Raw genomic sequence first — 13,011 nt, 5'->3', positions numbered from 1 at the left:
TTAATATCTCCGAAAAAATTGGCCCGTACTATATATGCTTACACGCAAAGGCAGTCTATTCTCTACTATAAAGGAAATATTATTTTGTTTTGTTACCAAGGGACCACTTTATGAGCCATGCTTTCCTGCGTAGGAAATCCATAGAAAGTAATGCGTCGAATCAAACAGGCCTTAAGCGCATCTTTGGTCCCTGGCATTTAATCATACTTGGCGTTGGTATTACCGTCGGGTCGGGTCTATTTTCTCTCACAGGTGTTGCTGCCGGACAACATGCCGGACCGGCTGTCATACTTTCATTTCTCATTGCCCCTATTGCCTGTGCATTTGCTGGTCTCTGTTATGCTGAACTCGCAGGTGTTATTTCATCTGGAGGTTCTGCCTATTCTTATACCTATGTCACATTGGGCGAGACTGCTGCCTGGTCTGTTGGGTGGAGCCTGGTTTTAGAATATACAGTTGGGGCCGCAGCTGTAGCTTCAAGCTGGTCGGGTTATCTTTCATCCTTACTTCGTGGATGGGGTATTACACTTGACCCTCGTCTGACACACGCCAGTTTTACTGATGTTGTAATGGCAGATGGCTCAATAGAAAAAGCCTGGTTCAATCTGCCAAGCGCGTTTATTTTATTATGCATTACACTTCTTTTAATGCGTGGAACGACTGAATCAAGCCGCATTAATGCTGTTGTTGTCATAATTAAAATGCTGGTTATCGCCAGCGTTATTATCGTCTGTTTCCCTCATATCCAGCACACCAATTATGAACCTTTTATTCCACCTAACACAGGAGAATTTGGTCATTTTGGTTTTAGTGGCGTTATGAGAGCGGCTGGTATGGCCTTTTTTGCCTATGTTGGTTTTGATATCGTATCTTCTGCTACAACAGATACAAGAAATCCTCAGCGCAATATTCCCATAGGTGTGATTGGAACCCTTATTGCCTGCGCCTTGATTTATGTTGTTTTTGCAGCCGTGTTAATTGGTGTGGTTGATTACCGCACTATGATTAATGATGCTAACCCTGTCGCAACGGCTATTGATAAAGTTCACATGCCATGGCTTGCAAGCCTGGTAAAATTAGGTGTGACTATTGGTTATATCACTGTTTTATATGGCATGCTTCTTGGTCAAAGCCGTATAGGTTTAACCATGGCCAATGATGGGCTACTTCCCAAAAAACTGGCTCACTTACATCAAAAAACAAAAACCCCCTGGACAGCTCATATTTTCTCTTTTATCGCCTGCTCCATTCTGGCCGGAACGCTTCCCATTGGTATGTTGGGTAACATGACCTCTATCGGCACATTATTCGCATTTATCGTAGTGTGCCTGGGTGTCATTGCCCTGCGTATTAGAGAACCTGATTTAGAGCGCTGGTTTCGGGTTCCGGGCGGGACTTTTCTTGTTCCGGTGCTGGGTATTATTACCTGTGGAACGATTATGCTTTCGATGGATAAAGGCACCTGGATAAGGCTTGGTCTATGGTGGGTTGCTGGAATGGTTATTTATGCATTTTATGGGGCTAAAAAAAGTTTACTTAACCCTAAAAATGCAGCAATTAAAAATTTAACTGACACATAATCATTTGATAACAGCAAGGTCTGAATGGAAGTTTTAAATAAATGAAAGAGCTTTTTGGGCGCTTAAAGCCTCTTCAGTCCTTTGCGTCACAGGATGATACGGGCTTAAAACGTATTTTTGGCCCCTGGCATTTAATTATGCTGGGTGTAGGGGTAACTGTCGGTTCGGGACTTTTTTCTCTCACCGGCGTTGCTGCTGGACAACATGCAGGGCCGGCCGTAATTTTATCATTTATTATTGCCCCCATAGCCTGCGGTTTTTCTGGGTTATGCTACGCAGAACTTGCTGGGATGATCTCATCAGGAGGAGCAGCCTATAGCTACAGCTATATTGCTTTAGGAGAAATTGCTGCGTGGACTGTAGGGTGGAATTTAATTTTAGAATATACATTAGCCGCCGCAACAGTCGCATCAAGCTGGTCTGGTTATCTCAATTCTCTTCTTAAGGGCTGGGGTATTTTCATTGATCCTCGCCTTACTGCCTCTACTTTTACAAAAGTTACGTTATCAGATGGGTCTATTGCACAAGCGTGGTTCAATCTTCCCACTGTTGTTATTTTATTTCTTGTGACGCTCCTTTTAATGCGCGGTATGACGCAGTCTAGCCGCATTAATATTGTTATTGTAACAATCAAGGTGCTTGTCATTGCAAGTGTTCTGATTGTTTGTTTCCCTCATATCAAGCTGAGTAACTATCAGCCATTTATTCCGCCTAATAGCGGTGAATTTGGTCAGTTTGGGATTAGTGGCGTCATGAGAGCCGCAGGTATGGCCTTTTTTGCCTATTTAGGCTTTGACGTTGTGTGCTCAACGACTGCGGATACCAAAAACCCTCAACGTGATATTCCCATTGGAGTTATAGGTACTTTAATAGCTTGTACTATCATATATGTGGTTTTTGCAGGCGTTTTGGTTGGTGTGGTTAATTACCACCTAATGGAACATGATGCTAATCCAGTTGCTACAGCCATAGATATTGCGCACATGCCTTGGCTGGCAACGTTAGTTAAATTGGGTGTGACGCTAGGATATATTTCTGTTTTATATGGAATACTTTTGGGAGAAAGTCGCGTTGGTCTATCTATGGCCAAAGACAAGCTCTTACCTGGTTTTTTTGGTAAAGTGCATCAAAAATCAGCCACACCATGGAACATGCATATTATATCATTTGTGGTAAGTGCGATTTTAGCAGGTATATTTCCTATAAGTTTACTAGGTAATCTAACATCTATAGCTACGTTATTTTCTTTTATTGTAGTCTGTATATGTGTTTTGGCTTTGCGTCTAAGAAAACCTGATATTACTCGCTCTTTTAAAGTTCCTGGCGGCACTTTTTTAATTCCTATACTGGGTATTATATCTTGCTGCGCTGTTATGGTTTCTATGGATATAGGAACATGGACCAGGCTATTTGTCTGGTGGGTTGCTGGCATGATTTTCTATGCTTTTTATGGAGCAAAAAAAAGTTTATTAAGACGCGAGACCTTATCGGGTCGAAAGTGATTTTATTATGATATCAAAATATCAGGAGGCATAATTAATGAAACAGCCCTTTTGGCGCACTAAACCGCTTCATTCTTTAGCCTCAAAAAAGACCTCTACCCCAGAATTAAAACGCGTCTTTGGTCCATTGCAATTAATTGCTCTTGGCGTAGGGGTAACAATTGGTGCGGGCTTATTTTCTCTTAGTGGTGTCGCAGCGGGCCAACATGCCGGCCCAGCTGTAACATTATCTTTTATTATTGCCGCTATATCCTGCGGATTTGCAGGACTTTGCTATGCTGAGCTTGCGGGCATGATTCCTATTGCAGGATCAGCTTATTCTTACGCTTACGTTGCGATGGGCGAAGGGGCCGCCTGGATCATAGGCTGGGATCTGTTTTTAGAATATACAGTGAATGCATCTGCTGTTGCTTCAAGCTGGTCCGGATATTTCGCCTCTCTTTTGCGTGATTGGGGCATAGTGCTTGATCCACGTTTTACAGCATCTACTTTCTCCCCTGTTACCTTAGCTGATGGATCAACCGTACAGGCATGGTTTAACGCTCCAGCCGTTTTTATTCTTTTTTTGGTCACTGGTTTATTAATGATGGGGGTGGCTGAATCCAGCCGCATTAATGCTTTTATTGTCGCAATCAAATTGCTCATAATCGCTAGTGTAACCATTATTTGCATACCTCATATTCAAGGCAGTAATTTTCATCCTTTTATTCCTGCTAATACGGGCACTTATGGTGAATTTGGTTTTAGTGGGGTAATGCGTGCTGCTGGAATGATCTTTTTTGCCTATATTGGGTTTGATATCGTTTCGACAGCCGCTCAAGATGCCCGCAACCCACAAAGAGACATACCTATTGGTATTTTAGGAAGTCTAATTGTAACAGCAATTATCTATGCCGTGTTCTCTTCTGTGCTTGTCGGGGTTGTAGATTATCATTTACTGGCTAATGACCCTAACCCTGTCGCTACTGTTTTGAACAAAATCCACATTACATGGTTTGGTGTTTTAGTTAAAATTGGCATCATGTTAGGCTATATTTCTGTGCTCTATGGCCTTTTACTTGGACAAAGCCGAGTGGCATTATCAATGTCACATGATGGGCTTATTCCCAACACCTTTCAAAAGCTAAACCCTCTTACCCGTACCCCGATAATCTCCCATATTCTTACCTGGGTTACGAGTAGTATTTTAGCAGCATGCCTTCCTATCAGTATTTTAGGAAAAATGACTTCTATTGGCACATTACTCGCCTTTATCATTGTTTGTTTGGGGGTCATGGTACTAAGAATACGTGCCCCTGAAATGCCACGTCTTTTTCGTGTTCCAGGGGGAAGTTTCACAGTGCCGCTATTAGGCATCATATGCTGCGGTGCTGTCATGGTTTCGATGGATGGTGCAACATGGCTAAGATTAGTCATATGGCTCTTAATCGGAATTGTAATTTATTTTTTTTATGGCATGAATAACAGCAGACTAGTTAAAAAAGCTGCTGCCAAAGCCTCTCATGAATAAGTCTTAGAAAGAACTATTTACATGACTAACGACCTTCACACACGACTTAGACGCAATCGCCATGACGGCTTTACACGGCGTCTGGTTTCTGAAAATAAACTTCATATTGATGATCTTATTTGGCCTATATTTGTATGTGAAGGCACAAACCAGCGTCAGGCTGTCAAAACTATGCCTGGTGTTGAGCGTGTTAGTTTAGATTTGCTTGTTGAGCATGTAAAACAAGCTGTTGATCTTTCTATTCCGGCTATTGCCCTCTTTCCTGTCACACCTTTTTCTGTTCGTGACGAAAAAGGGACTGAGGCTCTTAACTCTGATAATTTAATATGCCGTGCCGCACGAATATTAAAGGAAGCCTATCCCGATCTGGGCTTAATCGGGGATGTTGCACTTGATCCTTATACGACACATGGTCACGATGGTATCGTTGTTAATAACTATGTTTTGAATGATGAATCAGTTGAGGTCCTGAGTCAGCAAGCTTTAAATCAGGCTAAATCAGGCATTGATATTATCGCTCCTTCTGACATGATGGATGGACGTATCGGAGCTATACGTAAAATTTTGGATGATAATGGGTACGTTAATACACGTATCATGTCATATGCTGCAAAATATGCGTCAGCTTTTTATGGCCCATTTAGAGAGGCACTAGGTTCGGGTGAGCTATTATCAGGCGATAAAAAGACTTATCAGATGGACCCGGCTAATTCAGACGAAGCTCTAAGAGAAGTTGAGCTTGATCTGAATGAAGGCGCCGATATGATCATGGTTAAACCAGGCATGCCATACCTTGATGTCATTCACCGTGTTAAAGAGACTTTTTTGGTTCCGACCTTTGCCTATCAAGTTTCGGGTGAATATGCGATGATGATGGCTGCTATTCAAAATGGTTGGCTTGATCGTGAAAAAACGATTATGGAAAGCCTCCTTGCCTTTAAAAGAGCTGGGTGCAACGGTATCTTGACGTATTTTGCCCTTGAAGCTGCTCGTCTTATAAGAGACCAACATTAACCCGTTATCTCACATAAAAACATATAAATGTCGCAAAGGGGCCATTGCTTATAAAGCTGGCCTCGAAGCGGAAAAGGACGTGATTCTATTTCTGGAAAAATTGGGTTATAAGCTTTTGGCCCACCGGTATCGTACAATTTTAGGCGAAATCGACCTTTTAGTTGCCAATGACGAGTGGCTTCTTGCTATTGAAGTAAAGCATAGACGCAGTCTTTATGAAGGCGCATATGCTCTTAGCAAGAAGCAAGCCCGGCGCTTACTGGCTGCTTTCGATTATATTATACAATTAAAACCAGAATGGCTCAGACCTAATATCCGTTTTGACGTCATCATTACGGATTGGTCCGGCCAGATAGAACACATTAAAGATGCCATACGACTTTCTTAACTGTTCTAAAATATTTTCTTAGCCACGACGATGATGTCTATTGCGTTTGTGATGCGTTACGACACGACCACGATACGTTACTCTACGGATCACTGAACGATTCTTTTTGCGACTGGCTAGGGCATAAGAGCGACGTGAACGATGATATTTTGAGCGTGATTTATAGTGATGGCGGACTGGAGGAGCTATCAAAGCACTAAATGTAAGCTTTCTAGCTTCAAAATCGTTAATCTCGCGCGCAGCTTTAGCTGAAGTTCCCGCTAAGAGAGCAATGCTCATTATCCCAACGAGTACAAACCCTCTTAGTAAGCGCGAATGAGACATTCAAGGACTCCCTAGCCAATAATTTTGAAAAATTTACAAAATTTTTGGCGTCAGCAGCAAGATTTACATCAAAAAAAAGAAAATAAAATTAAAATTTTTTGTAATCTTAACAGCTAACTACGAAAAAAGCGGTGCTGGACACCGCTTTTATCAAAAATTCTTTGTTACTTTACTGATTTGTTTTTAAAATTTCTTTTTCAATCAATAAAGTTTCGAGTTCACCATTCTGGTACATATCAGTCACGATATCGCATCCTCCTATGAACTCACCTTTAACAAAAAGCTGGGGCACAGTCGGCCATTGCGAAAAATCCTTGATTCCCTGACGAATTGCAGGATCGTCTAAAACATTACATGTCTCAAAAGGAGCACCAATATGGTTTAGGATTTGCACAACGCGTGCCGAAAAACCGCATTGAGGAAACAGCTTATCTCCTTTCATAAAAAGCATGATGTCGTTTGAATCGACCATGTTTTGAATGTTTTGAAAAACTGTATCGGGCATTTAACTTTATCCTTATGCATCTCTCATTAGAGACACGGTATCAATGATGGCCAAAAGATTGGGTGACTGAGGCAAAACGTCAAGTCCTTAGACCACAACACTATTTAGTGGCTACGGAACTTTCGTTTTTACTGACAAGGCATGTAGTTCTGTACCCATGCGGCCACCAAACGCATCATAGACCAGCTTATGCTGTTTCACCATTGTGAGCCCCGAAAAGACTCACTAATGACTTGGCATGCATAATGATCCCCATCTCCAGCCAGATCCTGGATTTCTATTTGGGCGTCTGGCAGAGCTGAACGAATAATATCCTTAATCTCTTCTGCGGACATCGGCATTATAGCGTCTCTCCCATTAAGCTAGGAAGAAAGGATTCATTGAGGTTACGTAAGGTCTCAATATTTAGAGAAAATTCCGAAGCGACCGAAATATGATCACCTTCGATTTTGCCTAAATGCCTTACGGGAACATTGGCTTTTTGTGCTGTTTTAATAAAGGCTTCCCCTTCATTGACTACAACAACATAGCGCGCTTGGTCTTCACCAAACCAAAAAGCATGTGAAGCAACATTATTAGGCGTTTCAGTTAGCGCACAACCATGCCCACTCGCAAGAGCCATTTCTGTAAGAGCTACAAGGAGGCCACCATCCGAGACGTCATGGCAGGCTTTGACAGTTCCTTGCAAAATTTGTTCACGAACAAAATCGCCGTTACGTTTTTCTGCTTTTAGGTCAATTGTGGGAGGCGCTCCCTCTTCACGGCCACAAACTTCACGCAACCAAAGAGACTGACCCAGCTCACCTTCAGTGTCGCCAACCAAAAACAACTCGCCCTGTTCAGGAAAGGCTAGTCCAATGGCTTTTGTAACATCTTCTAAAACACCCAGACCACCTATAGCAGGTGTGGGTTGAATGGCCAGCGCCCGTCCATTTTCGGAGCGTGTTTCGTTATATAGAGACACATTTCCGCTAACCACAGGAAAATCTAATGCTCGGCAAGCCTCTCCCATACCTTTTATGGCATCAACAAACTGAGCCATAATGGCAGGGTTTTCCGGGCTACCAAAATTAAGATTATCGGTCACGGCTAAAGGTGTAGCACCAGTTGCCGTAATGTTGCGCCAAGCTTCGATAACAGCCTGTGCACCACCATTATAGGCATTGGCCTGGCCGTAGCGCGGTGTACAGTCGGTAGTCAGCGCCAGTGCCTTATTTGTGCCCTCTACACGCACAATGGCTGCATCAGCTCCACCTGGGCGTTTGATCGTTTGACCACCAACAGTGCTGTCATATTGGTTCCAAATCCATGCACGAGATGCAAGATCAGGCGAACCGATTAATGTTTTCAGTGCTTCTTCGAGAGTAACAGAAGACTCTGGAACATCAAGTTTTTCAGGTGGGGTTTGGCGCTGAGTGGGCCTATCATAAATAGGTGCTTCATCAGCCAGAGGGCCCAAAGGAATGTCAGCCTCAATTTTATCGAGGTGACGCACAGTTATGCGACCAGTATCCGTTAAATGACCTATAACGGCAAAATCGAGTTCCCACTTCTCAAAAATGCGGCGAGCTTCTTCTGTTCGGTCAGGACGAAGGACCATGAGCATACGCTCCTGGCTTTCTGACAGCATCATCTCATAGGCTGTCATATTCGTTTCACGCTGAGGCACGTGATCAAGATCCAGCTCGATACCGACACTACCCTTGCTGGCCATTTCTACAGCTGACGACGTAAGTCCTGCTGCCCCCATATCCTGAATGGCAACCACAGCATCGGTAGCCATCAATTCAAGGCAGGCTTCAATAAGCAATTTTTCTGTAAAAGGATCGCCTACCTGAACTGTCGGACGTTTAGAGCTGGATTCTTCGTCAAATTCTGCCGAAGACATGGTTGCCCCATGAATTCCGTCTCTACCCGTTTTCGATCCGACATAAACGACAGGATTACCCACACCAGCAGCAGCAGAAAGGAAGATACGATCTTGCGCAGCAATACCGACTGTCATGGCATTAACAAGAGGGTTACCATTATAAGCAGAGTGGAAATTAACCTCCCCACCTACTGTAGGCACACCAACGCAATTTCCGTAACCGCCAATACCTCTGACAACACCGTCAACAACGCGGCGTGTATCGGCATGTTTGGGATCACCAAAGCGTAAAGCATTTAGGTTAGCAACAGGGCGGGCACCCATTGTAAAAACGTCGCGTAAAATACCACCCACACCAGTTGCAGCCCCTTGATAGGGTTCAATAAAAGAGGGGTGGTTATGGCTTTCCATTTTAAAAACAGCGGCAAGCCCGTCGCCAATATCAACCACACCTGCATTTTCACCTGGACCATGAATGACCCATGGCGCTTTTGTAGGAAGCGTTTTTAGATGAAGGCGTGAAGATTTATAAGAGCAATGCTCTGACCACATTACCGAAAAAATACCTAACTCTGTCAGAGTTGGTGTGCGGTCCATGATGGAAAGAACTTTTTCATATTCATCATTGGTCAATCCAAAAGACTGAGCAAGATTAACATCCACAGTTACGCTCATACGCTCAGCGTCTCCATAAGCCCTTTAAAGAGAGGCAAACCATCCGTGCCACCTGTTAGAGGATCAGTTAAGTTTTCTGGATGAGGCATAAGACCACAAACGCGTCTATTTTTGCTCAAAATACCTGCAATAGCCTGTGCACTTCCATTCAGATTGACCGAAGGATTATTAGGGTCAACATCACCTGCGGAAGAACAATAACGGAAAGCTATTCTATCTTCGTCTTCTAATTGTTTGATTGTTTCAGATGATGCAGTGTAATTACCATCGCCATGAGCCATAGGAGTTCTAAACACATCCCCTTTTGCCCAATTGCGTGTAAAAGCACTGTCATTTGTTTCAACTTTTAAATGACAATCCTGAGAAAGAAAGCGCATGCCCGCATTACGCAGCAATGCCCCAGGCAAAAGCTGGGCTTCTGTCAAAATTTGAAAACCATTACATACGCCGAGTACATAACCGCCCTTTTCTGCAAAAGAGCGAACAGCTTTCATAATGGGAGAATGCGCTGCCATTGCCCCACTACGGAGGTAATCTCCATAGCTAAAGCCACCAGGAAGCACAACCAGGTCAAGCCCTTCGATCGTGTCTTGCTGATGCCATAACATCTGAGGTGCCTGGCCCGACGCACTTGTCAGGGCATGGACCATGTCGCGCTCCCGGTTCGTGCCGGGAAAGACGACAATACCTGCTTTCATTTAGACATCTCCCCTTTTGCAGAAGGTGTGTTTGTTTTCACCTTTGCGCCGCAAGGATAAGTTTCGTGTAAAGCACGATAAACAGCCTTGCCTGCTGGTTGAGAAAGAGCGTCATTATTCCCTTTCAACCATGAAACGACTGTATCGCGTATTTGAGACATTGTTTTCTGAGGAGCTACACAAAAAGCAACTGGTGCCGCATCTTTATTGAAAACAGCGTAGTCACGTGACCAAACCTCGCTATCTAATATGCCTGTCAGATAAGCGTTACATAATTTTTGGCCATTTTTACTGGTGCACATTTGCCCCAGAGCCTTACCAGTCAGTTTGGAAACGCGCTGAGCATGGGCTGAATCTGGCAAAGCAGAAAAAGAGCACACCGCCAGAGCCCCAGCGAATAAAGCAGATGTCAACACTCTCATGAAAGCACCTCTACATTAAAATCTTCAATCACCTCATTGGCAAGCAAAGCATGGGCCATGGCCTCACCCTCTTTCTTTGCTTCCTCTACTGAAGAAGTATCTAACTCAAGGTCGACAACGCGACTAATACGAACGTCTTTGACACCCTTGAAATGCAGCGCTTCAAGAGCATGTCCGACAGCTTTTCCTTGAGGGTCTAAAACGCCTTCTTTTAATGAAACAAAAACGCGAACTTTCACAGCATTCCCTCCGAGGTCATATTTTCCCCATTTCCAGACTCTGGCAAAATGCCAAGCCTACGCGCAACTTCCTGATAAGCCTCTTCAACCTTGCCCATATCGCGCCGGAAGCGATCTTTGTCTAATTTTTCGTTAGTGCGAGAATCCCACAAGCGGCAATTATCAGGTGAAATCTCATCGGCAAGGACGATGCGCATTTCGTCGCCTTCCCAGTAACGACCAAATTCTAATTTAAAATCAACGAGCGTAATGCCAATACCGGCAAAAAGCCCTGTAAGAAAATCGTTCACTCTTAGACTAAGGGCACTAATTTCATCTAGGTCATGGGGGTAGGCCCAATTAAACGTAATAATATGCTCGTCTGAAACTAGCGGATCATTAAGTGCGTCATTTTTATAGTAGAACTCAATAAGAGCGCGGGGTAAACGAGCTCCCTCATCTAGTCCAAAACGTTTTGCCAGAGACCCCGCTACAACATTACGAACAACAACTTCAAGCGGAATAATCTCCACTTCTCGAACAAGCTGTTCACGCATATTGAGGCGACGGATGAAGTGGGTAGGAATATTAATCTCCTTAAGACGGAGCATTAAATATTCACTAATGCGATTATTTAGGACACCCTTCCCTGTAATAATCCCACTTTTGGCCCCATTCCCAGCAGTGGCATCATCCTTAAAATATTGGATGATGGTACCTGCTTCTGGTCCTTCGTAAAGTATTTTAGCTTTACCTTCATAGATTTGCCGACCACGGGCCATGAAATCTAATCCTTGTTCGAGAAATGACTATTAATTGTCTCTCTTAGCATAGAGAGGTGGAAGAAAGGGAGGGTTATCATGTTCCTACCTCCCTTAAAAAGTTTAATCAGCGAATACACGCTCAAAAATCATATCAAGAGCTTTGAGGTGACGTGCTGGATCAAGGGCATCTTCAATGACTTCTTTATCCAAACGTCCTGAAACGGCAGGGTCAGATTCCAGATTTTCTCTAAAGCTTTTACCCTCTGGTGTATTAAGTTTTGTCCAGGTTGCCATAGCTGCTCTTTGAACCACACTATAAGCTTCTTCACGCGTATAACCTGCGCGTGCCAGCGCCAGAAGCACTTCGCCAGAATGCACAACACCACCCAGACTTTCAAGGTTGGCGTTCATCTGATCAGGATAGATAACAAGTTTTTCCATCATTGATGAAAGACGCATTAACGCAAAGTCTAAAACAATCGTGCCATCAGGGCAAATATTTCTTTCTACTGAAGAATGGCTGATATCACGTTCATGCCAAAGAGTGACATTTTCAAGAGCCGGCACAACATATGACCGAACAAGGCGGGCAAGACCGGTCAGATTTTCTGACAGGACTGGATTACGCTTATGAGGCATGGCCGAGCTGCCTTTTTGGCCAGCATGGAAAAACTCTTCTGCTTCTCTAACTTCAGAACGCTGTAAATGGCGCACTTCAGTAGCGAGACGCTCAATACCACTCGCAATTACACCCAATGTGCAGAAAAAAGCTGCATGGCGATCGCGCGGTATAACCTGTGTTGATACGTCTTCTACTTTAAGGCCAAGATTTTTTGCGACATAAGCCTCAATTGATGGATCAATATGAGCATATGTCCCCACAGCACCGGAAATAGCACAAATAGCAATTTCTTCACGTGCGGCTAAAAGCCTTTTACGATTGCGTTTAAATTCAGCATAATGACCTGCCAGTTTCAGACCAAAGCTGGTTGGTTCAGCGTGGATAGCGTGGCTACGGCCTATTGTAACAGTTTGCTTATGCTCTATCGCACGCTTTTTTAAAGCCGCCAAAACAGAATCAAGATCTTTTAATAAAAGGTCTGCTGCTTGCGTAAGCTGCACTGCTAGGCAGGTATCGAGCACATCTGATGAGGTCATGCCTAGATGAACAAAACGGCTCTCAGGGCCAATTTTTTCTGCCAACCATGTTAAAAATGCTATAACGTCATGGCGAGTCTCGGCCTCAATTTCATCAATGCGAGCAACATCCTTATCAGAAAAAGCGGCCATAGCCTTATCGCCTTTTTCTCTGATAATTTTAGCTGCTTCCAAAGGAATATCGCCTTTTTCAGCCATTGCTTCGCAGGCTAAAGCCTCAATCTTGAACCAGATGCGATAACGGTTAACATTCGACCAAATCGCTGTCATCTGAGGACGAGAATAACGAGGGACCATGAGGGCAACTCCAATAGAAAAACAAATTTGAGGATGTGCTTAGCTAATTAACTCTCTTTTGCCCAGAGTCAGGCAATATATTACTC

Annotated in this window: 13 protein-coding genes and 1 pseudogene; 5 read left to right on the top strand and 9 right to left on the bottom strand. The window is 43.7% G+C overall.

Annotation, left to right across the window (positions count from 1 at the left end; translation table 11 throughout):
* Positions 1–110 precede the first annotated feature (110 nt).
* Genes GT348_RS03735 through GT348_RS03715 form a run of 5 tightly spaced genes read left to right on the top strand, consistent with a single transcriptional unit; the run spans position 111 to position 5,994 of the window.
* Positions 111–1,580, top strand: coding sequence for an APC family permease (locus GT348_RS03735; RefSeq protein ID WP_160618572.1), 1,470 nt, complete (start codon positions 111–113; stop codon positions 1,578–1,580).
* 41 nt (positions 1,581–1,621) lie between these two features.
* The gene (locus GT348_RS03730; RefSeq protein ID WP_160618571.1) at positions 1,622–3,082 is read left to right on the top strand and encodes an APC family permease; all 1,461 of its coding nucleotides are present in this window, start codon (positions 1,622–1,624) and stop codon (positions 3,080–3,082) included.
* Between the two features lie 37 nt (positions 3,083–3,119).
* Positions 3,120–4,592, top strand: a complete 1,473-nt coding sequence (locus GT348_RS03725; RefSeq protein ID WP_160618570.1) for an APC family permease — start codon at positions 3,120–3,122, stop codon at positions 4,590–4,592.
* A 21-nt stretch (positions 4,593–4,613) separates the two neighbouring features.
* Positions 4,614–5,606: a porphobilinogen synthase gene (gene hemB / locus GT348_RS03720; RefSeq protein ID WP_160618569.1), complete on the top strand. Its 993-nt coding sequence runs from the start codon at positions 4,614–4,616 to the stop codon at positions 5,604–5,606.
* On the top strand, positions 5,602–5,994 hold the full coding sequence (locus GT348_RS03715) for a YraN family protein (protein WP_337251989.1): 393 nt from the start codon (positions 5,602–5,604) through the stop codon (positions 5,992–5,994). The genes hemB and GT348_RS03715 overlap by 5 nt, the downstream gene beginning before the upstream one ends.
* 18 nt (positions 5,995–6,012) lie before the next feature.
* Here GT348_RS03715 and GT348_RS03710 read toward each other — a convergent pair whose 3' ends face one another.
* The 9 genes and pseudogenes from GT348_RS03710 to purB form a co-directional block, all read right to left on the bottom strand.
* Positions 6,013–6,318: a hypothetical protein gene (locus GT348_RS03710; RefSeq protein ID WP_160618568.1), complete on the bottom strand. Its 306-nt coding sequence runs from the start codon at positions 6,316–6,318 to the stop codon at positions 6,013–6,015.
* A 169-nt stretch (positions 6,319–6,487) separates the two neighbouring features.
* Positions 6,488–6,823, bottom strand: coding sequence for a Grx4 family monothiol glutaredoxin (grxD, locus tag GT348_RS03705; protein WP_160618567.1), 336 nt, complete (start codon positions 6,821–6,823; stop codon positions 6,488–6,490).
* Between the two features lie 111 nt (positions 6,824–6,934).
* A pseudogene (locus GT348_RS03700) lies at positions 6,935–7,164 on the bottom strand (BolA family protein).
* Entirely contained in the window at positions 7,164–9,368 is a 2,205-nt protein-coding gene (purL, locus tag GT348_RS03695) for a phosphoribosylformylglycinamidine synthase subunit PurL (protein WP_160618566.1), read from the bottom strand. Before purL ends, GT348_RS03700 begins: the two are co-directional and overlap by 1 nt.
* Positions 9,365–10,066, bottom strand: coding sequence for a phosphoribosylformylglycinamidine synthase subunit PurQ (gene purQ, locus GT348_RS03690; protein ID WP_160618565.1), 702 nt, complete (start codon positions 10,064–10,066; stop codon positions 9,365–9,367). The genes purL and purQ overlap by 4 nt, the downstream gene beginning before the upstream one ends.
* A complete protein-coding gene (locus tag GT348_RS03685; RefSeq protein ID WP_160618564.1) occupies positions 10,063–10,488 on the bottom strand; it encodes a Rap1a/Tai family immunity protein in 426 nt (141 codons plus the stop codon). Before GT348_RS03685 ends, purQ begins: the two co-directional genes overlap by 4 nt.
* Positions 10,485–10,727: a phosphoribosylformylglycinamidine synthase subunit PurS gene (gene purS / locus GT348_RS03680; RefSeq protein ID WP_160618563.1), complete on the bottom strand. Its 243-nt coding sequence runs from the start codon at positions 10,725–10,727 to the stop codon at positions 10,485–10,487. Before purS ends, GT348_RS03685 begins: the two co-directional genes overlap by 4 nt.
* Entirely contained in the window at positions 10,724–11,488 is a 765-nt protein-coding gene (purC, locus tag GT348_RS03675; protein WP_160618562.1) for a phosphoribosylaminoimidazolesuccinocarboxamide synthase, read from the bottom strand. Before purC ends, purS begins: the two co-directional genes overlap by 4 nt.
* Positions 11,489–11,590: 102 nt before the next feature.
* The gene (purB, locus tag GT348_RS03670; protein WP_160618561.1) at positions 11,591–12,925 is read right to left on the bottom strand and encodes an adenylosuccinate lyase; all 1,335 of its coding nucleotides are present in this window, start codon (positions 12,923–12,925) and stop codon (positions 11,591–11,593) included.
* Positions 12,926–13,011: the final 86 nt, after the last annotated feature.

Source organism: Aristophania vespae (assembly GCF_009906835.1).
GTDB classification, from domain to species: Bacteria; Pseudomonadota; Alphaproteobacteria; order Acetobacterales; family Acetobacteraceae; genus Aristophania; species Aristophania vespae.
Note: the sequence above shows the minus strand (reverse complement) of the source record. Positions and strands in the feature narration are given on the sequence as shown.